26 protein-coding genes are annotated in these 23,725 nt (G+C 47.3%); 3 read left to right on the top strand and 23 right to left on the bottom strand.

Annotated elements, in window-relative coordinates; translation table 11 throughout:
- Window positions 1-110 precede the first annotated feature (110 nt).
- The 5 genes from dnaK to lepA all read right to left on the bottom strand — a co-directional run bounded on the left by dnaK (window position 111) and on the right by lepA (window position 6,956).
- The gene (gene dnaK / locus B3S86_RS02310; RefSeq protein ID WP_035398411.1) at window positions 111-1,937 is read right to left on the bottom strand and encodes a molecular chaperone DnaK; all 1,827 of its coding nucleotides are present in this window, start codon (window positions 1,935-1,937) and stop codon (window positions 111-113) included.
- A gap of 48 nt (window positions 1,938-1,985) precedes the next feature.
- Window positions 1,986-2,543, bottom strand: a complete 558-nt coding sequence (gene grpE / locus B3S86_RS02305) for a nucleotide exchange factor GrpE (RefSeq protein WP_290748740.1) — start codon at window positions 2,541-2,543, stop codon at window positions 1,986-1,988.
- A 24-nt stretch (window positions 2,544-2,567) separates the two neighbouring features.
- The gene (hrcA, locus tag B3S86_RS02300) at window positions 2,568-3,602 is read right to left on the bottom strand and encodes a heat-inducible transcriptional repressor HrcA (protein WP_035409289.1); all 1,035 of its coding nucleotides are present in this window, start codon (window positions 3,600-3,602) and stop codon (window positions 2,568-2,570) included.
- Between the two features lie 326 nt (window positions 3,603-3,928).
- On the bottom strand, window positions 3,929-5,068 hold the full coding sequence (hemW, locus tag B3S86_RS02295) for a radical SAM family heme chaperone HemW (protein ID WP_290753165.1): 1,140 nt from the start codon (window positions 5,066-5,068) through the stop codon (window positions 3,929-3,931).
- A gap of 64 nt (window positions 5,069-5,132) precedes the next feature.
- Window positions 5,133-6,956: a translation elongation factor 4 gene (gene lepA / locus B3S86_RS02290; RefSeq protein WP_056060060.1), complete on the bottom strand. Its 1,824-nt coding sequence runs from the start codon at window positions 6,954-6,956 to the stop codon at window positions 5,133-5,135.
- 232 nt (window positions 6,957-7,188) lie between these two features.
- Here lepA and rpsT point away from each other — a divergent pair, with 232 nt between their 5' ends.
- Window positions 7,189-7,449, top strand: coding sequence for a 30S ribosomal protein S20 (gene rpsT / locus B3S86_RS02285; protein ID WP_023467434.1), 261 nt, complete (start codon window positions 7,189-7,191; stop codon window positions 7,447-7,449).
- A 127-nt stretch (window positions 7,450-7,576) separates the two neighbouring features.
- On the opposite strand, the gene B3S86_RS02280 is transcribed toward rpsT, so the two are convergent.
- Window positions 7,577-8,020 (bottom strand): GNAT family N-acetyltransferase, encoded by a 444-nt coding sequence (locus B3S86_RS02280; RefSeq protein ID WP_290748734.1) that lies wholly within the window; start codon window positions 8,018-8,020, stop codon window positions 7,577-7,579.
- A 12-nt stretch (window positions 8,021-8,032) separates the two neighbouring features.
- Window positions 8,033-9,034 carry a DNA polymerase III subunit delta gene (holA, locus tag B3S86_RS02275; RefSeq protein ID WP_023467432.1) on the bottom strand — a complete coding sequence of 334 codons (1,002 nt, stop codon included), beginning with the start codon at window positions 9,032-9,034 and terminating at the stop codon, window positions 8,033-8,035.
- A gap of 100 nt (window positions 9,035-9,134) precedes the next feature.
- Here holA and B3S86_RS02270 point away from each other — a divergent pair, with 100 nt between their 5' ends.
- Window positions 9,135-9,296 carry a YqzM family protein gene (locus B3S86_RS02270; protein WP_023467431.1) on the top strand — a complete coding sequence of 54 codons (162 nt, stop codon included), beginning with the start codon at window positions 9,135-9,137 and terminating at the stop codon, window positions 9,294-9,296.
- 36 nt (window positions 9,297-9,332) lie between these two features.
- On the opposite strand, the gene B3S86_RS02265 is transcribed toward B3S86_RS02270, so the two are convergent.
- From B3S86_RS02265 to B3S86_RS02195, 15 genes are all read right to left on the bottom strand, one after another.
- Window positions 9,333-11,495 (bottom strand): DNA internalization-related competence protein ComEC/Rec2, encoded by a 2,163-nt coding sequence (locus B3S86_RS02265; protein ID WP_290748731.1) that lies wholly within the window; start codon window positions 11,493-11,495, stop codon window positions 9,333-9,335.
- Window positions 11,495-12,103, bottom strand: a complete 609-nt coding sequence (locus B3S86_RS02260) for a helix-hairpin-helix domain-containing protein (RefSeq protein WP_035409301.1) — start codon at window positions 12,101-12,103, stop codon at window positions 11,495-11,497. The genes B3S86_RS02265 and B3S86_RS02260 overlap by 1 nt, the downstream gene beginning before the upstream one ends.
- Before the next feature lie 229 nt (window positions 12,104-12,332).
- Window positions 12,333-13,061 (bottom strand): class I SAM-dependent DNA methyltransferase, encoded by a 729-nt coding sequence (locus tag B3S86_RS02255; RefSeq protein ID WP_035409303.1) that lies wholly within the window; start codon window positions 13,059-13,061, stop codon window positions 12,333-12,335.
- The gene (rsfS, locus tag B3S86_RS02250; protein ID WP_023467427.1) at window positions 13,061-13,408 is read right to left on the bottom strand and encodes a ribosome silencing factor; all 348 of its coding nucleotides are present in this window, start codon (window positions 13,406-13,408) and stop codon (window positions 13,061-13,063) included. The genes B3S86_RS02255 and rsfS overlap by 1 nt, the downstream gene beginning before the upstream one ends.
- Window positions 13,405-13,980 (bottom strand): bis(5'-nucleosyl)-tetraphosphatase (symmetrical) YqeK, encoded by a 576-nt coding sequence (gene yqeK / locus B3S86_RS02245; RefSeq protein ID WP_035409306.1) that lies wholly within the window; start codon window positions 13,978-13,980, stop codon window positions 13,405-13,407. Before yqeK ends, rsfS begins: the two co-directional genes overlap by 4 nt.
- Window positions 13,970-14,539 carry a nicotinate-nucleotide adenylyltransferase gene (gene nadD / locus B3S86_RS02240; protein WP_035409307.1) on the bottom strand — a complete coding sequence of 190 codons (570 nt, stop codon included), beginning with the start codon at window positions 14,537-14,539 and terminating at the stop codon, window positions 13,970-13,972. Before nadD ends, yqeK begins: the two co-directional genes overlap by 11 nt.
- A complete protein-coding gene (gene yhbY, locus B3S86_RS02235) occupies window positions 14,536-14,829 on the bottom strand; it encodes a ribosome assembly RNA-binding protein YhbY (RefSeq protein WP_023467424.1) in 294 nt (97 codons plus the stop codon). The genes nadD and yhbY overlap by 4 nt, the downstream gene beginning before the upstream one ends.
- 2 nt (window positions 14,830-14,831) lie before the next feature.
- Complete coding sequence (aroE, locus tag B3S86_RS02230) at window positions 14,832-15,620, bottom strand: shikimate dehydrogenase (RefSeq protein ID WP_290748719.1); 789 nt, start codon at window positions 15,618-15,620, stop codon at window positions 14,832-14,834.
- The gene (yqeH, locus tag B3S86_RS02225; protein ID WP_023467421.1) at window positions 15,620-16,729 is read right to left on the bottom strand and encodes a ribosome biogenesis GTPase YqeH; all 1,110 of its coding nucleotides are present in this window, start codon (window positions 16,727-16,729) and stop codon (window positions 15,620-15,622) included. The genes aroE and yqeH overlap by 1 nt, the downstream gene beginning before the upstream one ends.
- A gap of 143 nt (window positions 16,730-16,872) precedes the next feature.
- Entirely contained in the window at window positions 16,873-17,457 is a 585-nt protein-coding gene (locus B3S86_RS02220; RefSeq protein ID WP_035409311.1) for a YqeG family HAD IIIA-type phosphatase, read from the bottom strand.
- A gap of 136 nt (window positions 17,458-17,593) precedes the next feature.
- Complete coding sequence (locus B3S86_RS02215; RefSeq protein WP_035409769.1) at window positions 17,594-18,934, bottom strand: ArsB/NhaD family transporter; 1,341 nt, start codon at window positions 18,932-18,934, stop codon at window positions 17,594-17,596.
- A gap of 59 nt (window positions 18,935-18,993) precedes the next feature.
- A complete protein-coding gene (locus B3S86_RS02210; protein ID WP_290753160.1) occupies window positions 18,994-19,773 on the bottom strand; it encodes a phosphatidylserine decarboxylase in 780 nt (259 codons plus the stop codon).
- Window positions 19,766-20,254 (bottom strand): thioredoxin family protein, encoded by a 489-nt coding sequence (locus B3S86_RS02205; protein ID WP_035409313.1) that lies wholly within the window; start codon window positions 20,252-20,254, stop codon window positions 19,766-19,768. Before B3S86_RS02205 ends, B3S86_RS02210 begins: the two co-directional genes overlap by 8 nt.
- Window positions 20,255-20,267: 13 nt before the next feature.
- The gene (iadA, locus tag B3S86_RS02200) at window positions 20,268-21,401 is read right to left on the bottom strand and encodes a beta-aspartyl-peptidase (protein WP_290748714.1); all 1,134 of its coding nucleotides are present in this window, start codon (window positions 21,399-21,401) and stop codon (window positions 20,268-20,270) included.
- 63 nt (window positions 21,402-21,464) lie between these two features.
- Window positions 21,465-21,659, bottom strand: a complete 195-nt coding sequence (locus tag B3S86_RS02195; protein ID WP_035409317.1) for a YjzD family protein — start codon at window positions 21,657-21,659, stop codon at window positions 21,465-21,467.
- A gap of 198 nt (window positions 21,660-21,857) precedes the next feature.
- Between B3S86_RS02195 and B3S86_RS02190 the strand changes: the two genes are divergently transcribed.
- Window positions 21,858-22,667: a Cof-type HAD-IIB family hydrolase gene (locus B3S86_RS02190; RefSeq protein ID WP_035409319.1), complete on the top strand. Its 810-nt coding sequence runs from the start codon at window positions 21,858-21,860 to the stop codon at window positions 22,665-22,667.
- Between the two features lie 51 nt (window positions 22,668-22,718).
- Here the strand turns inward: B3S86_RS02190 and B3S86_RS02185 are convergent, their stop codons facing one another.
- The gene (locus B3S86_RS02185; protein ID WP_035409321.1) at window positions 22,719-23,570 is read right to left on the bottom strand and encodes a YitT family protein; all 852 of its coding nucleotides are present in this window, start codon (window positions 23,568-23,570) and stop codon (window positions 22,719-22,721) included.
- Window positions 23,571-23,725 lie beyond the last annotated feature (155 nt).

The following is a 23,725-nucleotide window of genomic DNA, read 5'->3' as shown; positions in this document are numbered from 1 at the left end:
CCGATTCATTTCATACTGTTTGATTTTACCGAACTTCGTGCGACATGGAAAGAGCCAAAGCGCGGATACGCTTTGGCTCTCTCTAGCGCCCGAAAAATCGGTCGGATGAATTACTTGTTGTCTTTCTCGTCGACTTCTTCGAACTCAGCGTCCATGACGTTGTCGTCTTGACCACCAGCTTGTGCGCCTTCAGCGCCCGCTTGTTGCTGTGCCATGTTCTCGTAGACTTTTTGTGTCAACTCTTGGACGACTGTCGACAATTCGTCTTTTGCAGAACGGATTGCTTCGATGTCTGTTCCTTCGAGAGCTTTTGTTACTTTTTCTTTTGCAGCTTCTGCTTTTTCTTTATCAGCGTCAGCGACTTGCTCACCGAGGTCTTTGATTGCTTTATCTGTTGCGAAGACGAGTTGGTCTGCTTCGTTGCGTAATTCGACTTCTTCTTTACGCTTGTTGTCTGCGTCCGCGTTTGCTTCTGCATCTTTGACCATTTGCTCGATGTCCGCTTCAGTCAAACCGCTTGATGATTGAATCGTGATCGACTGTTCTTTGTTCGTTCCGAGATCTTTCGCAGAAACGTTAACGATACCGTTCGCGTCGATGTCGAATTTAACTTCGATTTGTGGCACACCACGTGGTGCTGGCGGAATGTCCGTCAATTGGAAGCGACCAAGTGTTTTGTTATCTGCTGCCATTGGACGTTCCCCTTGGAGGACGTGGATGTCAACAGCTGGTTGGCTGTCTGCTGCAGTCGAGAAGACTTGTGATTTCGAAGTTGGGATCGTTGTGTTACGATCGATCAATTTCGTCATCACGCCACCCATTGTCTCGATACCGAGTGAGAGTGGAGTTACGTCGAGAAGAACGACGTCTTTGACGTCTCCTGTCAATACGCCACCTTGAACCGCTGCACCGAGGGCAACGACTTCATCCGGGTTAACCCCTTTGAACGACTCTTTACCAGTGAAGTCTTGGATTGCTTTTTGAACTGCAGGAATACGAGTCGAACCACCAACGAGGATGATTTTGTCGATTTTGTCTGGTGTCAGACCTGCATCGTTCATAGCACGGCGTGTTGGTTCCATCGTACGTTCAACGAGATCTGCTGTGAGATCGTCGAATTTCGCGCGTGAGAGCGTCATTTCCAAGTGAAGTGGACCTGATGCGCCAGCTGTGATGAACGGAAGGCTGATTTGTGTTGAAGAAACACCTGAAAGGTCTTTTTTCGCTTTTTCAGCTGCATCTTTCAAACGTTGAAGCGCCATCTTATCTTGAGCAAGATCGATGCCGTTTTCTTTTTTGAATTCTGCTACGAGATGATCGATGATTTTTTGGTCGAAATCATCTCCACCAAGACGGCTGTCACCTGCAGTTGAAACTACTTCAAAGACGCCATCACCGAGCTCAAGGATCGACACGTCGAACGTACCGCCACCAAGGTCATAGATGAGGATCGTGTGATCTTCGCCTTTTTCGAGACCGTAAGCGAGCGCTGCTGCTGTAGGCTCGTTGATAATCCGTTTTACATCAAGACCAGCAATTGTACCAGCGTCTTTTGTCGCTTGGCGTTCTGCATCGTTGAAGTAAGCCGGTACTGTGATGACAGCTTCTGTGACTTTTTCACCGAGGTAGTCTTCTGCTTGCGCTTTTAATTTTTGAAGGATGATCGCAGAGACTTCTTGTGGTGTGTAGTCTTTGCCTTCAACTTCTACTTTATAGTCTGTACCCATATGACGTTTGATCGACATGATCGTGTTCGGGTTCGTGATTGCTTGACGTTTTGCAACTTCCCCTACTTGACGCTCACCGTTTTTGAATGCGACGACAGATGGTGTCGTACGGTTTCCTTCTGCGTTAGCGATGACGACGGGTTCGCCACCTTCCATTACTGCAACACATGAGTTCGTTGTACCTAAGTCAATACCGATGATTTTTGCCATGATCTATTTCCTCGCTTTCAATGATTGGAATAATGAAGTACAGGCTGATTACTCAGCTACTTTAACCATACTCGGACGAATCACACGATCGTGCAATTTGTACCCTTTTTGGAATTCAGCGATGACGACACCTGATGCGTGTTCTTCGCTCGCTTCTTGAACGACCGCTTGGTGTAAGTTCGGATCGAACGCTTCACCGACAGCTGGAATCTCGACGACGCCTTCATTTTGAAGCGTTTCGACGAGTTGACGTTTTACCATCTCGACACCCGTCAAGACAGATTTCGTCTCCTCGTTTTCCGTCTCGATTTGGAGCGCCCGGTCCAAGTTATCGACGAGTGGCAACAGCTTTTCGACGATCGCTTGTGAAGAATACTTCGCGCGGTTCTCTGCTTCGACACGGTTACGACGCTTGAAGTTCTCAAAATCCGCACGGAGGCGTAATTCTGAAGCTTTTGCTTCTGCGAGTTGTGCTTCGAAGTCCGGCTTCTCGTCTTCGACGAGATCCGCTTGGATGACTTCTTCTTCTGTGACTTCGACGGTTTCAGTCGGCTCTGTCACGTTTTCTTCTTGTTGGAGGTTTTGATTCTGTTCTTTTTCTTCCACTCTGAATCGAGCCCCTTTCTATATTCAATCCAAATTGTTCTTATGCAATTCGGTTTGGAATGCTTGAAGTAGATGGATGATCGAGTTGATTCCCCGGTTGTAATCCATCCGTTTCGGTCCGATCAATGCGAGTGTCCCAATTGAGACACCGTCGACCGAATAATGGGCCCGGATGACGCTACAATCTTTTAATGCATCCATATTGTTCTCACTCCCGATCGTAATCAAGATTTGATTATCGAGATTCGGTCGTAGGAAATCGAGAACAGCTTCTTGCTGTTCGATCAGTTCGAGAACAGGTCGTAGTTTTGCGACGTCCTGAAATTCAGGCTGATCGAACATGTTGGCTTTCCCGCCCAAATAAATGAACGGTCGCTCCTCTTGATCCGTCAAGACGAGATCAAGTGCTTTCGAGAGCAATACCGTCTGCTCAGAATGCTCTGAACGGAAGCGACGGATTTCCTCAAGCAGACGACTGCGTAAGGCTGAGAGCGGCGTACCGCGCAACGTCTGGTTCAGACGTTCCATCAGTCGGCTCGCTGCTTCCTGGGACAACGCTTGATTCAATTGCAATGTCTTGTGTTCAACATGTCCCGTCTCTGTGACGAGAACGATGACGACACGACCCTCGGCAAGAGGAATTAATTCTAGATGATGCAGTCGTTGTCCGTCTTCTTTTGGTCCAAGTACAAGTGTCGTGTAATGGGTTAAATCACTCAACAGGTCTGCTGTGTGCCGAATCAACCGATCATTCTCATTCACGGAATGGGCAAAGAGTGACTTCAATGCCTGTGCTTCTTTTGGTGTGATGTTTTCCGGACGAATCAGATGGTCGACATAAAAACGATATCCGAGTTCGGAAGGAATCCGTCCTGCGGAAGTGTGTGGCTTTTCAATCAGACCCATCTCTTCGAGGTCCGCCATCTCGTTACGAATGGTCGCGGAACTGAACGTCACGTCGTCTCGTTTTGAGAGCGTCCGTGAGCCGACGGGTTGAGCAGTCTTGATATAATCATCGACGATTGCACGTAAAATCAACAATTGACGATCCGTCAGCACCTTCTTCACCACCTTATTTTGTTAGCACTCACTTTTAACGAGTGCTAATTACATCTTTTACTATAAGGAATTGTCCGCCCGATGTCAACCGAATTGCGTGACCCTTTGAACAGTTTCCCATTCTGCGATACAGTGAAACAAAGAACGGAAAGGATGAATCGGATGATTGAATTATTGGCAATGGCGGGAGTCTTTGTCTGGCTGTTCATCGCGGTCATCGGAACGACTGCGTATTTTTTAAGGAAGTCGAAAAAATGAGAGAAGCAGTGTTCCACATTTGGGAAACACCGCTTCTCTCATTTTCATTGATTTCAGCTACTCTTATGTCATTGTACTTGCGCTTCACCAATGAACTCTGCAAAGACTTCGTTCGCTAGCGGAATTCCGGCTGGCGTCAAACGGATATGTGTCTCCGTCTGCTCGACGAGACCGTTTGGCAACAACCGTTTCATGACTTCACCAAATACATCTTTAAACGCTACTCCATACTTCTCCTGGAAACGCTCGAGCGATACGCCGTCCTTCATTCGAAGACCGAGGAACATCTCTTCTTCCATCCGCTCAACGTTCGTCAACGGCGTCTCTTTTCGAACCGGTAACCCTTCCGCCTTGATATAGTGCGGAATCGGTGCGATGTTCGCACGACGCGTCTGATTGATATAGCTATGTGAGCCTGCACCAAATCCGTAGTACTCATCGTTTTCCCAGTAGACGCGATTATGACGACTCTCTTTTCCAACTTCTGCGAAGTTCGAGATCTCATACTGTGCATAACCACCTGCTTCAATCGTTTCGATCATCACTTGATACATCTCTGCCTCGAGATCTTGCGTCGGTAGCGGTAGTTTTCCTTTTCGCTCTTGAATCGCAAAAACCGTGTGTGGTTCTAAAATCAATGAATAGGATGAAATATGCGTAATCGGTAATTGTAGCGCCCGTGTAACGTCGTAGCGGACCTGATCGAGCGTCTGATTCGGTAATCCGAACATCAAGTCGACGGAGATGTTATTAAATCGTTTCGCTGCTGCATCGAGCGTCTGCGCGACTTTCGCTTCCCGGTGCGTTCGACCGATGCGTTCGAGCAAACCATCGTCAAACGATTGGACACCGAAACTGACACGATTGACACCACCTATCTTCATGATATCAAGTTTCTCTTCCGATACACCGTCCGGATTCGACTCGACCGTATACTCTAAATCGTCACCTGTTAGTGGCAACAAATGCTTTTGAATGATTTCCATTAAACGTTGCATCTGTGGTTCATTCAAAGCAGTTGGTGTGCCACCACCAATGAAGATCGTCTCGAGATGATCCGTCGGGTATTGTTTCAGCGTCAGTTCGATTTCGCGTTCAAGCGCATCGAGGTATTCATCGACGGGCTGATTCTTTAAAAAGACTTTATTGAAATCACAGTAGTAACAAATATGTTCACAAAAAGGGATGTGGACATATGCGGCGCGTATTCCCATTTCGCCTCATCCTTTCTCTATAAAAACCAAAAAGGGGACGCAAGCGCCCCCCACCTGTTTAATCTTCGTCCATAGATAGAACGGACATGAAGGCTTCTTGCGGTACCTCTACTGAGCCTACCATCTTCATGCGTTTCTTACCTTCTTTTTGCTTCTCGAGCAACTTCCGTTTCCGAGAGATGTCTCCCCCGTAACATTTCGCGAGAACGTTCTTCCGTAATGCTTTAATCGTCGAACGCGCGACAATCTTTGTTCCGACTGCTGCCTGAATCGGCACTTCGAACTGCATCCGCGGAATCAATTCCTTCAGCTTATCAACGATGACCTTTCCACGTTCGTACGCGAAGTCACGGTGAACGATGAAGCTGAGCGCATCGACGTTTTCGTTATTAAGAAGGATATCCATCTTGACGAGACGCGACTGTTGATAGCCGATCAATTCATAATCAAGTGACGCATATCCTTTTGTACTCGATTTCAACTGATCAAAGAAATCGTAGACGATCTCAGATAACGGCAATTCATAGGTGATTTTGACACGTGTCGTATCGATGTATTGCATATCGACGAATGTTCCGCGTTTCTTCTGACACAACTCCATGATTGCACCAACGTAATCATTCGGTGTCATGACAGCAGCCTTAACGAACGGCTCTTCAATGAATTCAACTTTTTGCTGATCCGGCATCTTCGATGGGTTATCAACATGCAAGACTTCACCCGCTGTCGTCGTCACGTGATAGATAACGGACGGTGCCGTCGTGATCATATCGATGTTGAACTCACGTTCGATCCGCTCCTGAATGATTTCCATGTGGAGCATCCCGAGGAATCCACAACGGAATCCGAATCCGAGTGCTTGTGAAGTCTCTGGTTCGAATTCGAGCGCCGCGTCACTGAGTTGCAGTTTTTCAAGTGCTTCTCGTAAATCATTGTATTTCGCAGCATCGATCGGATAGAGTCCACAGTACACCATCGGATTCATTTTTCGGTATCCTGGCAGCGCTTCAGCAGCCGGCTGTTTCGCGAGCGTAATCGTATCCCCGACACGTACATCGCCGACCGTTTTGATCGAGGCCGACAACGTTCCAACATCACCAACTGTCAATTCTTGCTGACGTAATGGTTTTGGTGTTGCGACAGCAAGTTCAAGGACTTCGAAATCCTTACCTGTCGACATCATTCGGATTTTATCGCCAACCTTAACTGTTCCGTTGACGACTCGAATCGAGGCAACGACACCACGATACGCATCATAGTACGAGTCGAAGATCAATGCTTCAAGCGGTGCAGAGGGATCACCCGTCGGAGCTGGTACTTTCTCGACGATCTGTTCGAGAATTTCTTCGATTCCGATTCCGGCTTTCGCGGATGTCGGAACGGCTTCAGACGCATCAAGTCCGATGACATCTTCGATTTCTTGACGGACGCGTTCGACGTCTGCAGAAGGCAAATCGATTTTGTTGATGATCGGAAGGATTTCGAGATCGTTGTCGAGTGCTAAGTAAACATTCGCAAGCGTCTGCGCTTCGATTCCTTGTGCCGCATCAACGACGAGGACAGCTCCTTCACAAGCTGCAAGTGAACGCGAGACTTCATATGTGAAGTCGACGTGTCCCGGTGTATCGATGAGGTGAAGAATGTAATCTTCCCCGTCTTTTGCTGTATACTTCAATTGAACAGCATTCAGTTTAATCGTGATGCCACGCTCACGTTCGAGCTCCATGGCATCAAGTGTCTGATCTTTCATTTCACGCGATGTCAGCGCGCCAGTTTTTTCTAAAATCCGGTCAGCGAGTGTCGACTTCCCGTGATCGATATGGGCAATGATCGAGAAGTTACGAATACTCTTCTGCCGCTTTAAACGGTCTTCATTCGTCATGTTTAGAGTCACCTTACCTTATTTTCAAACGTACATACGGTTCATTATACCAAAAAGCGCTTCACTGTACTATCTCGTTTTGTTTTACCCGAAAAACAAAATGTGAAGATTCCCTAGACGTCGTATTGCTTTTAAGAAAAACGTTTGCTACAATTGTGTTTGTTCTGTTGAACGATAACTGCAGATATGCGAATATAAATCTCGAATGAGTTTTATTGGAGGTGAATCATCCATGGCTAACATTAAATCAGCAATCAAACGCGTTAAAACAGCTGAAAAACGCCGCGTCGCTAACGTACAACGTAAATCGGCAATGCGTTCAGCGATTAAAGCAGTCGAAACTTTCGCAGCTGAAGGTAACAAAGACCAAGCGGTCCTTGCTTTCGCTACAGCTTCTAAAAAAATCGACAAAGCTGCTGCTAAAGGTCTCATCCACAGCAACAAAGCTGGTCGTGACAAATCACGTCTCGCTAAACTCGTAAACGCACTTTAATTCTTTCCGAAGAATACGGTGATGGGTCGCCACTAGGAGGTATCTCCAGTGGCGATTTTTTTATATGATGTGAAATGGCGGACGAAGGACTCGTGTGAAACGATTCCTTCGTCCGCCATTTGTTGTCCTATTTGTCGTTTAGACGGTCGATCATGACATAGTGAAGACCGATTCCTTCAATCATGAAAGGCTCTCCGACGCGCTCTAGTCCAAGACGCTCATAAAAAGGAAGTGCCGTAACGCGGGCGTTACACCACCAAGCTGTCACTTGTCGTTCTTTCAAGAGACGACGGGCTTCTTCGATCAGCGCCCGACCATATCCTTCACCACGCACTTGTTCACTCGATGCCATGCCACGAAGTTGGTACGTCGCTCCTGGCGCTTGTTCATGTGATTGTTCCGAGAAACTACCGATCGCGACAATTTGTTGTGCTTTTATCCCGCCGAGATGAAACGTCGAGGCACGCGCATCGTCTGGATAAACACACGCTTCACGTGGTTGATGAGGACGCAACACTTCATGCCGTAATGGGATGACTTCTTCTGCTGTTATGAGCTGGACTTCCATCATCATTCTCCTCCTCTATAGTGTCGCTAAGCGAACGATCAACGCATCGAATAGAATCTTCTTATCACCGCGCCCCGTCTTCATGCCTTCATCCGTGGTCGTGATGGCGATGAGTGCTTGCTCGAGCTGCGCAAAGGTAAACCGCTTCGCAGACTGTAATGCCAATTTGATCGCATAGGGATGGGCTCCGACTTTCGATGCGATTTGTCGTTCTCCGTATCCTTGTTCTGCTAATCGTTTCGACAGCAGCATCATCCGGTATTGCCGTGCCATCAGCCCAAGAAGTGCCAACACTTCCTGTCCTTGTTTTTCTAGGTCGCGAATCAAACGGATTGCTGGTTCGAGTTGACGCTTCATCAAGTAGTCCGTTAATTGAAAGACGTTGTCCTCTAATGTCCGCGGAACCAACAAATCGACATCCTCGATTTCGATCGTCGGGCGATCTCCTGCAAACAACATCAACTTCTCCAGTTCGTGCGCTAATGTCCCCCACATCTCAGCAGTCAGGAAAATAAGCCGCTCGATCGCCGGACGTTCCATCCGGTACCCTTTGTCATTGACGGCATCCAGGACGAAGCGGAACAGCTCTTCGGTCGTCGGTTTTTTCGCCTCCAGCACCGTCGCGCGCTCCTTCAATCGTTTAACGACGGTTTTTCGTTCATCGAGCTTTTCTGCTTCGACAATCAAGACAACGACCGCATAGTCTGCCGGTTGTAGGATATAATCTGCTAACCGTTCGAGGTTATGTTGTTTTTTATCTTTTGCTCCTGTCAGAAACGTTGCAGGTTTTGCAACGACGACACGGTAGTCACTCAAGAATGGCACCGTCTCTGCTTCATCAAGCACCGCATCAAGCGGTTGGTCGTTCAAATCGATTTTCATATAATCAAAGCGTTCTCCGTCCGGAAGAGCCGCTTTCACGATTTCACGTTCCCATTCTTCTAACAGATGTCGTTCCGTTCCATATAATAAGTATAAATTCGCTAATTTTCCGTTGACGAGCCAAGGAGTTTTCATCATTCCCACCACATTTCACAGTTTGTTCTTAACTTCATCATAGATAATCCTCTTTTATTCCGCTATACTAGAAGCGGAATCTATTAAGGGGGAATGCAGCATGGCACATTCAGTACGCCCACCAAGTGAAAACGCGTTCGAGAACGATATTCAATCAAAACGCAACGATGCGCTCGACTCTGCCGTTGGTTTTGGTGCATCATTCGGCTTCTTCGCAGTCTTGTTCATCATCGGTGTCGCAATTAAGTTCTTAAGTCTATAATCAGTAAAACAGCAACCTTGGGGGGTTGCTGTTTTTTTATTTTATCATAGGTTCACAGCCCGCTGAAGAACAAGTTACACTCCCGTCCTCATCCGTTCGAAAGACGATCCGATCTGTCCCGATTCGTTCGAGGACGTCCGGATGTGGATGCCCGTATCGATTTTTTCGTCCGACTGACAAGATGACAATCTTCGGATTCGTCTTTCGTAAGAGTTCTTCACCGGTCGACGTGTTCGAACCATGATGACCTGCTTTTAGAATATCGATCGGACCAATCTTTAACTCGTCTTCGATTGCTAGTCCAGCGTCGCCCGTCAGTAAAACACGTTGCTTGGCAATCTGTGCGAGTAATATGATAGACCGATCGTTTTCTTCTTCTTTTCGTCCAGTTGGTGCAAGTACCTGTAACCAAGGACGAATCGTTTGCCCCTTTTGAACGAACTCAACACGCGTTCCAGTGGCTTCGATAGAACGAATCAAATCATTTCGCTTCTCATCCATGTTGTCATATGCACCTAAATAAATGGTTTTCACGCGAACTTGGCGCAGTACACCTAGAAGTCCACCGACGTGATCGTGATCAGCATGTGTCACGATCAGACCGTCAATTTCGGCTTCTCCTCGTGTGAATAAAAAGGGAGCGACGATATGACTACCTGGATCAAACGGACGGAGCAGTGGATGCGTCGTTTGTTGATAAACGCCACCGGTATCCACGACGAATGTCTCTCCTGCTTTCTCAAGCACGATACTATCGCCTTGCCCAACATCTAAAAACGTGACTTGCTCAGGTGCGCGCCACTCGGTGTAGCCCCATGCCGCAAGTAAAAGGATCAACGGGAGAACATGCCCCCACCATCTCCGCTCAGCAATGAACCAAGCAATTCCGATTCCGACAACGACGATCGTCAAGACGATCGGAGAAAATGCCGGAACGGCAACCATCGCCAACGGTAAATCCTCCGCCAGTCGTAACACTTGATCCATCCATTGAATCGCATACTGATGCGCAATCTGAAACGTTGAACGAATCGATAAGAACGGAAGTGTCGCGAGAATGAACGATCCCGGCAGAATCACCCATTCAATCCAGCTACCAATCAATAGGTTCAACAATGGCGACCAAATTGAAACAGTCGTCTGTTCAATCCCCTGCAAAAAGAGGAGTGTTCCAAACTGTGCCCAAGCACTGATCAGCAGCCAGTTCCAAGGACGACGAACCGAACCCATTAGTCGTCTCGACAGCACAAGAAACAGCGTCAGTCCGACCGTCAATTGAAATCCGATATCGTAAATGACAGTCGGTTGAATCGCCAATTGAAAAGCCGCGACCCCTGCAATGACCTCCACCGGATCTAACGGTTTGTGGAAACGACGACCGAGTAACAGAATGATCGCGACAAGAACAGCTCGTGTGACTGGAGGGCTCCACTCCGTCAACCATCCGTAAATCGGCAGTAAGATAAGAACGATATCGAGTCGTTTTTCTTTTGTCATTCTGATTTTTCGTAAGACATACAGCAAACTAAATACTAAAAAAGCGATATGTGATCCTGAGATGACGATTGCATGTAATAAGCCGAATTTCTTAAACCGTTCGAGCGTCACTTGATCTATTAGTCGATCCTCACCAAACACAAGCGCTTCGACGTAGAATGTTTGCTTTTGTGGTAACAATTCTTCGATCCGCTTTAGCCATACTTCACGTACCCGTCTTCCTTCTGCCGCATACCCAGGTGTCCGATGACAGGAATCAAATGAACGGACTTCCCACTTTCCAGCGTAACGATGTGTATGCATGAATTGCTGTTCATCAAACCCTCCAGCATTCGATTGTTGGCGGACATCGAGCGGTTCCGTATTTACGCGACAGGAGTGCCCGATTCGTTCGTATCCTGTTTCTTCTTCCGTAATCGTTGCCGTCAATAGAACCGATTGACCGTTACTCTCTGCCTCATAACGAATTCGATCCCCATTACGCTTCCCTGACAAGATGTCAACAGACGAGACGTCATGCGGTTCAGGTGACAGATGACCCATTCCGATGAATAGGCAACTCAGAATGAACAGAAAAAAGAGACGACCAATTGAAAAAGACCATGATTTCAAGACAGCGAAGAGCATGAGGAGCACTAACCACCAAATCGATTCTTTGATGGCAACGATGAGTAAGAGGACGAACAGCACATGAAGTGGCATCAGTAGACGATCAGGTAGGATTTAAGCGATTCTAACGTCTTTTCCCCAAAGCCCTTCACATCTCCGAGTGATTCATATGTCGCAAATCCCCCCTTCTCCTCACGATAGGCTAAGATCGCTTCTGCTTTGGCGGGACCAATTCCCGGAACCTCCATCAACTGTTCCGCCGTTGCCGCATTGAGGTCAATCAATCCTTTCGGTATCTCTGCTTTTGAGCGTTTCGTTGGTTTTGGCTGACCTTTCCCTTTTTTCACCGGCACGATGACTTCCTGTCCATCAATGAGACGTGCCGCGAGATTCATTTGTCGAATATCGGCTTTTTCAGTCGTCTTTGCTTTTTCGATTGCATCCTTCACTCGATCACCCAAATGGAATTGATAAGGTCCAGGCGCTTCTACTGCTCCTTTTACGTCGACCATGATGAGTTTGTCACGAATCGAGGTGTCCTTTTCTGCTGGCTCTGCTTTTGCCTCTTGTTGTTTATCCGTTAAGGACGGTTGATCGACCATCGCTTCATTTGAACAAGAGGGTAATGGTACGAACAATAAAATGATGAGCAGCAGGACGACGACGAGACCTGCGATCTGTTGCAAACGTGGAACGGTCAAGACGAATCCCTCCTTTTCCCACGACTCTAACAGGTCACTACAGACTTCAGGAAACGAAGGAATACGCACTAACCATTCTTTACAGCACGATTCTGCGGTGTTTCGTCGGATGAAAGTCCTACCATCCATACCGTTACTTTGAATTAGCATCTGTTTCACGAACAAAAAAATCCGTCTCCTTCAAGCAACACGAACGTGTATCGCTAAAAGAAGACGGATGAAATCACTTTTACATTTTTTCGGCAACGAAGAAGATCCGCTCGACTGTCTCAGAAGGAGCGTCCGGTCCAAAATCGCCTGTGACCGCGAGAACCCGGAATCCGGCTTCGCGTAACCATGTTACGTATTGTGCCGGAGGATACGTCCGCTGATGATGCGTTTCATCGACACGCTCATAGCGACCATCCTCCTCCTCGATGAAGAATGTCAGTTCATGGACGACAGAAAGCGGCGCTTCACCAGGATCCGCGAACCAGATATACGAGCTTTGTTCCGCATGTGTCGCGTACGTCTTCCCATTGAACAGCGTCTCCATTTTGTAAGGGGAGTGTGTATCAAATAAGAGACGTCCACCCTCCTTTAGAATCGCTGCTACATGTGTAAACGTCTGTTTGACATCCTCTTCCGTCTGGAGATAATTCAAGGAGTCGCATAGGATCGTCACGGCATCGACAGGTGTCGGCAATTCGATTTCGCGCATGTCTTGCGCCCAGAATTGAATAGTCAATCCTTCTTCCATCGCTTTTTCCTGCGCGACTTCGAGCATCTCTTCCGATAAATCGATCCCGAGCATCTCATAGTGGGCTGCTAATGCAAGCGTCGCCGTACCCGTTCCACATCCGATATCAGCAATCGTACTTCCAATCGGAACGTATGCTTTGACCCAGTCAACCCATTGATCGTAAGGGACGTCTTGCATCAATTCATCATAGATGTAGGCGAACTGTTCGTATGCCATTAGTTGACCTCGACTTCAACCTTTGGAGCATCTGCCCATAGTTTTTCGAGGTTATAGTAATCACGATCGTCACGGTGGAAGACATGAACAACGACGTTTTCAAGATCCGCCAACACCCAACGTGCCGCATCGAATCCTTCGAGGCGTTTGATCGGCAGGTTATGTTCGTGCGCGACTTCTTTGAGTTCACGCGCGATTGCCTGTACTTGTTTTTCTGAATTTCCTTCACAGATGACGAAATAGTCGGCAACTGGTGAGATGCTCGACATATTCAGGACGACGATATCTTCAGCACGTTTATCGTCGATGGCATTTACGATTAATTGTAATTCTTGTTCGACTGTCATAGGACGGTCCCCTTTCGTTTGGCCGCGACGAAGGCATTATAGGTCTCAATCGTTCGCGGAAAGATGATAGCTTGTTTTGTACATAAAAAATGAATCGTCTGACTGAGTGTTGCGATGACGGCGTCCGTCAAATCCTGCTCGGCTACTTCACGAAGCGCTTCGACACCCGAATAACTACGATTCGGCTCAATCGCATCCGCGACGAAGATGATTTGATCAAGTAACGGCATACCAGGTGCCCCTGTTGTATGATTCGCGATGGCCTGATAAATCACGTCTGAATCAAGACCAAGTTCTCGACGCACAAGCTCCGCACCCACTGGCGCATGAAGTAGTTCGTCATCATAGTCGAGTAAGATCCGTTGATTCAATTCAACGGCAATCGAACGCATCTCATTCGTATCGCGGTATTTTGCATAATCATGGAGCATGGCAGCAAGTGTTGCTTCTTCTTCGTCAACACCATATTTAAGAGCCAAGTGTCGTGCCGTCTCGACGACACCTAACGTATGCACATAGCGTCGCTCAGGTAATGTGTTTTCAATGATTTGACGTGCTTCTTCAAGGCGCATATAGATTCCACTCCTCAATCCGTTGTCGAACGGCTTCCGGTACAAGGTAGCGAATGCTCCGTCCGCGCGCGACCCGTTGCCGGATATCCGTCGAAGAAATTTCTAATAATGGCATATCGACCGCTTTCACACGGGCACCACGCGGAATCAAATACCGACTTCCCGGTCGAGCGACGGCACCAAAGACGACTTCCTCGTATAACCGTTCAGCTTGATACCACGTATCGAGACTAACGAGTGAATCTGCGCCGATTAGAAACAGAAACTCATGCTCTGGGTATCGGTGCTTGAGTGCACGAATCGTATCATACGTATAGGAAGGTTCTTTTCGCTCAAATTCAATCGCAGAGACAGAGAAGGCAGGGTTCAATGCAATTGCTTCTTCTACAAGACGGAGACGCTTAGTTGCGTCTGTGACAGTACGTTGTTTATGCGGTGGTACATTCGCTGGTAAAAACCAGACCGCATCAAGTTCGAGTTGTTCCTGCGCTTGTTCGGCAATCAGGAGATGACCGATATGCGGAGGGTCGAACGTTCCGCCCATCAGTCCGATTTTCATCGTGGCAATTCGAGCGTCTTGTTCTCTTTTGATTCTTTATAGAGAACGATGACTTTTCCGATGACTTGAACGAGTTCAGCATTCGTTCCTGCGACGAGTTCTTGTGCGACATCCTTTGGTGCGTCCGCACAATTTTGTAGTACTTGTACTTTCAAGAGCTCCCGCTTTTCGAGCGCATCCATCAAATCAGCGCACATCGCTTCACCGACTCCATTTTTACCGACTTGGAAAATCGGGTTTAAATCGTGAGCTGTCGCGCGTAAAAAACGTTTTTGTTTACCTGTTAACATGATTAAAATTCCTCCAATTGCTTTCGTATCACCTGCTCGCCAAGTGCGAGATCAGGTGCTTGTCCGGTGAAACGTTCAAATGCTTCAGCCGCTTGTAAGACGAACATCGGGACGCCGTCGAGTGTGTCGAGACCTTTTTCAGTCGCTTCACGTAATAGACGGGTCGGCGTCGGTCGATAAATAATATCACAAATCAAAGCGTTCGTCTCTGTCAATTCAATCGGACGTGCTTCGACATGTGGCGCCATCCCGACAGAGGTCGTATTGATGATGACGTCGTAACTCGTTAAATCAAATGTTTCGTGCCATGGCAAAACGTGTGTTCCGAATTCATCGGCAACCGCCTTAGAGCGTTCTTCTGTGCGGTTCGTGAGCGTCACATCTCCCGGTAGCGCAGCAATGATTCCTCGTGCTGCACCGCCCGCACCAAGGACAAGTGTCTTTTGAAATGACGGACGACGTTCTGTCAACGCACGGACGAATCCGATTCCATCTGTATTCGCACCAATCAACTGCCCATTCTTCCAGTATACCGTGTTGACGGCACCCGCTTTTTGAGCTGCCGGCTCCAGCCGATCCAGGTACGGAATGATTGCTGTCTTATGGGGAATCGTCACATTGATTCCATCTAGCTGATGCGTACGTAATTTCGTAATGATTCGTGGCAATTCATGCTCCGTTACATCGATAAGGTCATAACAGCCGAAAAGCCCAGCCGCTTCCAGCCAAGCTGTATGCAGCTCAGGTGAAAGTGAATGGGCAATCGGATGACCGATGACGGCAAAGCGCATCAGACGAGCGCCTCACGTAAAGATACAGCGACACCTTTCGGGGCATAAGCAGCGACACGTCCACCTTTTCCATGAACCGCAACCCACCCGAGTCCACTGAAGACGATATCCGTCTTCATGTTGTCGCGAAGACTGAATTCATGACGGACGAGCGGAGGTAGCATCTCACGCGTCTTTTCGTTCGGCGGAGACAACAGCTCACCGTTATGGTTCGCATATAGATCATCTGCTTTTTCAAGCTTCGTCCGGTGAACTTTCAATTCGTTCGACATATAGATGACGAATGAACGCTTGTTCCCTTCCATATAGTCCAATCGCGCAAGACCTCCAAAGAAGAGCGTCTGTTGCGGATGGATTTGGAAGACTTGCGGCTTGATCTCTTTTTTCGGTGTGATCAGCTTCAAGTCCTTCGCATCAACGTAGTGAGCCATTTGGTGATGATTAATGATCCCCGGTGTATCATACAGGTTACAGTTATCGTCAAGTGGGATGTCGATTAAATCTAGTGTCGTTCCTGGGAAGTGACTGACCGTGATGACGGCCTCATCCTCTTCACCGAAACGTTTGATGACTTGGTTGATCAGGGTCGATTTCCCGACATTTGTACAACCAACGACATAGACGTCGCGTCCTTTTCGATAATAATCGATTTTCTCAGCAAGTTCATCGACCCCGTGACCTTTTTTCGCACTGATCAGATGAACGTCAACTGGACGTAATCCAAGTTCTTTCGATGCTTGACGCATCCAGTTCATGAGACGGTTCGGGTTCAATGACTTCGGTAATAAATCGGCTTTGTTCCCGACGAGTAAGACATCATTTTTTCCGACGAACCGATGTAATCCCGGTAACCAGCTTCCATTAAAATCGAAGATATCAACGATTTTAACGACAAGTGCATCTTTTTGACCAATTCCGTCTAAGATTTTAACGAAATCATCGTCCGATAAAGATACATCTTGAATTTGATTGTAGTGCTTTAATTTAAAACAACGTTGGCAAATGACCATTTCACGATCAAGTGCAGATTTAGGTGCGTATCCTGGTGCTTTTGTGTCTTCCGTTTGAATGGCGACACCACAACCAGCGCAGTGGATTTCTTCGATCATATTATGTTGAGCCGCATGCGGGAATGATTTCCCTTCTCTTTTCACCGTAGCGCCCTGCTCGCTACTCCAAGAGCGTAACTTCCGACCTCTCGCCGTACATGTTGCGACTACTGCCTTCCCTTTCATCTACCGATCTGACAGGGTTATTGTTGCTTATCCTGACGAAGTGTTTCGATCGGATGCTTCAGTGCAGAAGGATCTTCCTTGACGCGTTGTGTCAATTTATAGATTCCTTTGCGTTTCATCCGGTGGAAAATGACACGTTCCATCAGGCGATTGAATTTCGTGACGACACCGTCCGTCTTAACGACGGGTTGAACGTGGATGACTTCGATTCCAACGGAGTTTGCACCGAGTACATCCGTGAAGAGTTGGTCTCCTAAGAAGACGACTTCTTTCGCGTGATAGCCGAATTCCGTCAATGCCCGTTTAAACCCGATAGGAAGCGGTTTTCGAGCAGGCGCAATATAATGCAGTCCGAGTGGATCCGCGAACTTCTTAACGCGGTCTCCGTTATTGTTCGATACGATGATGACGTCAAAACCATATTGATTATTCACCATATCCAGCCAAGCAACCAATTCGTCTGGAGCATCTGCGATATTCCATGCGACGAGCGTATTATCAAGATCGGTCAAAATAGCTTTGACACCGTTTCGTTTGAGCATTTCAAGGTCGATATCGTAGATCGAAGCCACGAAATGTTTCGGATAAAGTCGTTTGAACAAGAATAAAACCTCCAGATAATGGTCTAGCTCTATAGTTAAGTTTAAGAAACAGTTATGCTCTTATCGTTCGATTATAGCACAATCAGGTAGCAAGAGCGACGCACAAAAGAAAACGGAAGGCGAACCTCCCGTTTTCTTAATAATACCGAATCCACAAATAGAGTTGGGATAGGATCAACGTCACAATCGTGATCGGTGCTCCGTAAATCAAAAAGCGCATATAGGTGAATTTTTCACCTTGTCGTGTCGCAAGACCCGCGACAATGACGTTTGCCGATGCACCGATCAATGTCCCGTTACCACCGAGACATGCACCGAGTGCGAGGGACCACCATAAAACATCCACTTTCGCATCTGCTGGTGTAAGTCCGATCCCAGCAGCGACATCATTGATGAGCGGGATCATTGTCGCGACAAACGGAATGTTGTCAATCGTCGCACTCGCGATACCGGACAACCAAAGAACAGCAGTTGCTGTCGTCTGAATGTCACCGCCTGTCAAATCAATCGTCTTCTCCGCAAGATATCGAATGATACCGGCTTCCTGAATTCCACCAACAAGTACAAATAGTCCGGCGAAGAAAAAAATCGTCGTCCATTCAACACGTGCAAAGATTCCTTCCAGCTGATGATCGTTTTCAATCGTTAGCAACATCAGGACGGTCGCTCCAAGAATTGCGATCGCTGGTGCTTCGAGATGGAGTCCGATTCGATCAAGCATCGGATGCAATACGAAGAGTGCAATCGTACTAACGAGTACGACACTACTCCGCGTGACGAGTTTTCGACTGACAATATAACTCTTTTCATCGATTTCCATCAATTTTTGTCGATCTTCTGCCTCGACATGCAGTTGCTTCCGGAAAACGAAGTACAAAATGCCGATCGTCACGACCGTAATGATCAGGATGATCGGTGCAAGATTCAGCAAAAAGGCATTGAACGTTAAGTGTGGATTCGCGGCACCGATCATGATGTTCGGTGGATCGCCAATCAAGGTCGCCGTCCCACCGATGTTCGCAAATAATACTTCGGCGAGCAAGAACGGAAACGGCGCGATTTTAAGTATCTTTGTAATCGAGAAAGTGATCGGGACAATCAATAAGACTGTCGTGACGTTATCCAAAAAGGCAGATCCAAGTGCCGTCAATGCGGATAATAGAATCAACACTTTGATTGGGTCGCCTTTTGTTGTCTTCGCTGCACGAATCGCAATATATTCAAACAATCCAGATTGATTGGCAATCGTAACGAGAATCATCATCCCAATTAATAAGACGATTGTTCCCCACTCGATGTATTCAAATAATGCAGTCTCGAGATCCACAATGCCGACGATGACCATCGCGAGCGCTCCGAGTAGAGCGACGATCGCCCGGCTTACTTTTTCACTGATGATGAAGCCATAGGTCACTAAAAAAATGATAAGTGCGATATATGTCTGGACCTGTGTACTTCCGATTTCTGCTAATGCCATTGCCGGCATGATTCATTCCTCCTAAACGTAAGGAGACGCCCTGAACGGGCGCCTCGCTCTCATGAATGCCATTGTCCGAGGCGTTGCCCCATTAAAACTGGTCCAATCGCTTGTGTATCTAATGTCAATGCATCTTTCGGACAGATCAGGACGACCGTTGAACCGAAAGAAAAGTATCCGAACTCATCTCCTCGACGAAGTTCCTTTGCTTCGTTTGTCCGAACGATTGAGTTGACGTTGAGTGCACCGACCATGACATGTTCAAGTGCATGTTTTCCTTGGACGATACGTGTCACGCGACGATAGTTCCGTGTCAATGGACGAAGCGCATGTGTGAGACCGATCTCATTCACCGGTGCCGAATCCCGACCGAGCGTATAACTGGTCCGGATCGTTCCGTCCATCGGTACATGGACACGGTGGTAGTTTTGCGGACTCAAGTAAAAGATCATCACACGTCCCCCGACATATTGTTGCGCCTCGTGATGGGAACCGAGTAACTCTGATACCGTATACGATTGTCCTTTGACGGTAAAGCGGCTATCAGCCGTCAAGTCGTCAACGACAGACAACATACCGTCACACGGACTGACGAATGCGCCTTCTGATTGATCAATTGGTCGCATTTCCGGTTTGACATGACGAATGAAAACGTCATGTAAACTCGAATACGCTTCTAAATTCCGAGTCGCTTCTGCCATATTCAAATCATATGCCCGAACGAACGGACCGATGAACGGACGACTGACCCGGCTCATCGCAAACCGTTTCAGCTGTTTGGCAACAAGCGGGTGTCCATTTAACTCGAACACGCGAGAGTAGAACCATTTTTTAATCATTGAGATCACCGGACGATTCTTCTTTTGAATCCTTTACTTCTTTTCCAGCAAAGAACTCTTTATAGCTGTCTTCTGTTTGTTCACCAGCTACCCGTCCGACTTCCTTACCGTCCTTAAAATGAACGACCGTCGGTGTACCCTCGATGCCAAACGTGTCCCAAGCTGACTGTTCGAAAGCAAGATCGATTTGTTCGAACGGAATGTCTTGTTTTTCACCAAGCGGAACAAGATATGGTTTTACTTTTTCGCAGTGCACGCATCCCGTTTGATAGAAATACGTATAGAATTCGTCACCGGATTTTACTTTATCCGAGACTTGTGTAGCTGTTAGATTGCCATTCTTCGATGCGGAATCATCACGATCCGTGAAGACGAGCAGTAATCCCCCAACCAATACGATCAAGGCAATGACTCCCGCTGTAATCCAGTTCGCTTTGGATTGCGGTTTTTTCGTGTTTTTTCGTTTCGACTTCTTTGACACGTCTATCCCTCCGTCATTCTGGTATAAGCCATTTTTTCTGAATCATTATAGCATGACCATTCGCAAGAATCGTATCGATTTGCAAAGCGTCATCAATCAGTAACAGATCAGCACGTTCTCCGGTCGCTACCTGCCCACCCGGAACGCCATATGCATCCGCGACATGTCGCGTGATCGTCGAAATTGCCTGATCAAAATCAACACCATGCTCTACTGCATCGCGCACGGCTTGCATCAAGGAAGATGGTTTTCCTGTATCGATTCGCACTAATCGACCTGCATCATCAAACGCCGGAAGACTTGCACCAGCGTCGCTCGACATCGTGATCTGCTCGGGTGGGATTCCCGCTGCTAAAGCACGGGCAACAGCCTGCCCTGCCGGAATCTCTCCTTCATCAACGAAGCTTTCTGTCGTACACGTCGTGAAATCGATTCGTCCGCCCTGTTTCGCCCAAGCGAGTCCCGCCTCAAAAATCCGTTCACTCCGATTGATATGCGTCGGGAGAAATTGCCCTATTGGAATATCAGTCGTTTCAATCACTTCATGTAATAAATCAAGCCCTTGTTTCCCGTCTCCGATGTGGACGTTCATCGTTCCCGACACGCCTTTGACCATGCCGGCGATTCGAGCCTCTGATGCTAACCGCGCGAGTTCATGGGCAGTCGGCTGTGTCGATCGGTGATCATTGATGGCAATCTCTCCGATGCCAATCACTTCATTGATGAGGACGATATCATGCCCTGTCGAATGTGTCAGGAAGACGGGTGGCACCATGTAACTTCCGCTCAAGAGAAAGGGACGAATACCGGATGCGGCATATCCTCGTATGTGTGCCAGTAGATCAATTCCGGTTCGCGTCCAGCCATCTGTTCCGAGCAATCCGACGACTGTCGTGACACCGCCTTCGAATATGTCACGAACAGTCAACGGAGCCGTTCGTGTCGCAAATCCGCCTTCCCCTCCTCCACCAATTGGATGTAAGTGTCCGTCGATGAAACCAGGAACTAGCCGTTTGCCGCGACCATCAATCCGGTGTGTAATCAGTGCTTCATCTATGGTGTAGGAACCGATTCCGATGATCTGATTTCCTGCTATGTAGACATTTTGCGGCATCTGTTGCCACATGACCTGTTCGATAACGATCATCGCTCATTCCTCCTTAAGACAAAAAGCGAGCCTATCGTCCAAGTGACGATATCTCGCTTTTCCTTATTCTGCCTTAGTCCCTTGACCAAGACCTAAATCTTCATTGACGGCATCGAGTGCGAAGACGACAAGTGAAGTGACGACAGACATCGCTGTCGCGAATCCAAAGCTATACGATACTGCATCAACCGCTGATACGATGAACACGGCTGTGTTCACGAGTAAGAATGACCAAAAGAATGTAACGAGAAAACGCATGATTTCCCCTCCGTTTCCATAACGTACTATAGTGTTGTCCTACGATTTGTAGTATACCATTTTTTAATCTAAGCAACAGCCTTTCTCCGTTTTTTTCAAACGCTTTCTTTTCCTTGAAAAACTTCATCAATTCATACAGGCGACTGTCACTTCGTATGCTACAGTAGAACTAACGAAAAGAAAGCGGAGGATTTCATCATGACTCGTCACTTAATTGCTGTCGATCTCGACGGCACCCTTTTAAAGGATGATAAAACGATCAGTGTGGCGAACATCGCTGCGCTTCAACGTGCACGTGCAAACGGTCACGAAGTCGTCATCGCAACCGGACGACCATTTCGTCACGCCAGGAAATATTATGAACAGCTCGGTTTGACGACACCGATCGTTAATTTTAACGGTGGTCTCGTCCATCACCCGCAGAATGTTCATTTTGAAGTCCAGCACCATCCGATTCCACTCAAGACCGTCCAACATATTTTGGAATCCGTCGCTGAAACAAAAACACAAAATATCGTTTGTGAAGTCACGGATCATGTCTATTTTCAATATGATCCTGTCGGTATCTATGAATTTTATACCGATCACGCCTTGTCGGTCACAACGGGAGATTTACGAAAGGTGCTTATGCATGAACCAACGTCACTTTTGATTCATGCTAAAGGAGAACATGTCGATGAGATTCGTTCCGAACTATCCGATGTCCATGCTGAGACAGTACTTAATCGTCAATGGGTGAAACCTGAATTCATGGTCGAAGTGATGCGAAAAGGTACAAGTAAGGCGATCGGTCTTGCTCACATCGCGCATCATCTCGGGATTGATTCCCGACAGATCGTCGCGTTTGGTGATGAGGAAAATGATTTGGAAATGATCGAGTATGCTGGTCATGGTGTTGCAATGGGAAACGCCATCCCTGCCTTAAAACACCTGGCAAATGGCACGACGAAGCGAAACGAGGACGATGGTATCGCGTACTATTTAAAACATGTCTTAGGACTCGCATGAAGAGATACGAAAAGGCACTTGCTGCATATCGCAGAGCAAGTGCCTTTTTCATTATCCTTTTCGGAAGTATCCAACGACCGAGTCCGTCGCGACGACGTTGATGAATACTGTCTCGTCCGCTTCCCGACAAATCCGTTCGATATCCCGCAATTCGTGACGCTCAATGACCATCATCAACGTCGCTTTCTCAGCTCGTGAATACGTACCGATCGAAGGAATCTGCGTGATTCCACGAATGATATGCTGATGCAGAGCCGTCGTGATGTCATCCGCATGATTCGTGACAATAAAAATCGTCAAGCGTTGGTTACTTGTATGAATCTCATCGACGACCTTAGAAGTCACGTAGATGAAGACGATCGTATATAAGGCAGTCGACCAGCCGAACAACGCACCTGCCAATAATGCGATCAAAAAGTTCAAGACGAACAGATATAAGCCGACACTGCGATCGGAGAAACGGGCAAAGATGAGGGCGACGATATCAAACCCACCCGTTGAAGCACCGAATTTAATCGTGATACCGGTACCAATCGCAAGCAAGACCCCTCCAAACACTGCATTCAGTGTCTGATCACCTGGTATGACAGCATATTGAGGAATAAGACCAATAAAAATTGTCGTTGCCAGAACCGAAATCAACGTGACGATTGTAAAACTCCGACCTAACATGATCCATGCAAGCACGATCAAAGGTAAGTTCAGCGCTAAGAACCAAACGTTTTCACCAAACGCAAACGCTGTATTTTGAAGGACTTGCGTCAAGATTTGGGCAAGTCCTGTAAATCCAGTCGAATAAACACCACTTGGAATCAAAAACCAGTTCATGGCAACGGCAATGACGAATCCTCCGATCGTAGCCACGATCACTTTTAACATACTTTCCTTTACTACTGCTGTCACATGCCGTTCTCCTCTCATTCATAACTATCTTGAAACACTTTAGCACATTCAAATGTCGTCGGATAGTCAAGATTTCCAAAGATTGATGTTCTTTTTCATGATGGCGTTTTCATTTGTGACAAAGGTGTACTCTAATTCGTGTTACAAAAAAAAAG

Origin of the sequence: Exiguobacterium sp. UBA3968 (assembly GCF_002385115.1) — a bacterium.
Lineage (GTDB): Bacteria > Bacillota > Bacilli > Exiguobacteriales > Exiguobacteriaceae > Exiguobacterium_A.
The sequence above is the reverse complement of the archived record's forward strand: the minus strand, read 5'-3'. Positions and strand labels throughout refer to the sequence as shown.

What these genes read in the sequence shown, in the direction of transcription:
- dnaK (WP_035398411.1), bottom strand. Translation starts at nt 1,937, where the DNA reads ATGGCAAAAATCATCGGTATTGACTTAGGTACAACGAACTCATGTGTT.
- lepA (WP_056060060.1), bottom strand. Translation starts at nt 6,956, where the DNA reads ATGACGAATGAAGACCGTTTAAAGCGGCAGAAGAGTATTCGTAACTTC.
- rpsT (WP_023467434.1), top strand. Translation starts at nt 7,189, where the DNA reads ATGGCTAACATTAAATCAGCAATCAAACGCGTTAAAACAGCTGAAAAA.
- B3S86_RS02280 (WP_290748734.1), bottom strand. Translation starts at nt 8,020, where the DNA reads ATGATGGAAGTCCAGCTCATAACAGCAGAAGAAGTCATCCCATTACGG.
- holA (WP_023467432.1), bottom strand. Translation starts at nt 9,034, where the DNA reads ATGAAAACTCCTTGGCTCGTCAACGGAAAATTAGCGAATTTATACTTA.
- B3S86_RS02270 (WP_023467431.1), top strand. Translation starts at nt 9,135, where the DNA reads ATGGCACATTCAGTACGCCCACCAAGTGAAAACGCGTTCGAGAACGAT.
- B3S86_RS02265 (WP_290748731.1), bottom strand. Translation starts at nt 11,495, where the DNA reads ATGCCACTTCATGTGCTGTTCGTCCTCTTACTCATCGTTGCCATCAAA.
- B3S86_RS02255 (WP_035409303.1), bottom strand. Translation starts at nt 13,061, where the DNA reads ATGGCATACGAACAGTTCGCCTACATCTATGATGAATTGATGCAAGAC.
- rsfS (WP_023467427.1), bottom strand. Translation starts at nt 13,408, where the DNA reads ATGACAGTCGAACAAGAATTACAATTAATCGTAAATGCCATCGACGAT.
- yqeK (WP_035409306.1), bottom strand. Translation starts at nt 13,980, where the DNA reads ATGCGCCTTGAAGAAGCACGTCAAATCATTGAAAACACATTACCTGAG.
- nadD (WP_035409307.1), bottom strand. Translation starts at nt 14,539, where the DNA reads ATGAAAATCGGACTGATGGGCGGAACGTTCGACCCTCCGCATATCGGT.
- yhbY (WP_023467424.1), bottom strand. Translation starts at nt 14,829, where the DNA reads ATGTTAACAGGTAAACAAAAACGTTTTTTACGCGCGACAGCTCACGAT.
- aroE (WP_290748719.1), bottom strand. Translation starts at nt 15,620, where the DNA reads ATGCGCTTTGCCGTCATCGGTCATCCGATTGCCCATTCACTTTCACCT.
- yqeH (WP_023467421.1), bottom strand. Translation starts at nt 16,729, where the DNA reads ATGATCGAAGAAATCCACTGCGCTGGTTGTGGTGTCGCCATTCAAACG.
- B3S86_RS02215 (WP_035409769.1), bottom strand. Translation starts at nt 18,934, where the DNA reads ATGGCATTAGCAGAAATCGGAAGTACACAGGTCCAGACATATATCGCA.
- B3S86_RS02210 (WP_290753160.1), bottom strand. Translation starts at nt 19,773, where the DNA reads ATGATTAAAAAATGGTTCTACTCTCGCGTGTTCGAGTTAAATGGACAC.
- iadA (WP_290748714.1), bottom strand. Translation starts at nt 21,401, where the DNA reads ATGATCGTTATCGAACAGGTCATGTGGCAACAGATGCCGCAAAATGTC.
- B3S86_RS02195 (WP_035409317.1), bottom strand. Translation starts at nt 21,659, where the DNA reads ATGCGTTTTCTCGTTACATTCTTTTGGTCATTCTTACTCGTGAACACA.
- B3S86_RS02190 (WP_035409319.1), top strand. Translation starts at nt 21,858, where the DNA reads ATGACTCGTCACTTAATTGCTGTCGATCTCGACGGCACCCTTTTAAAG.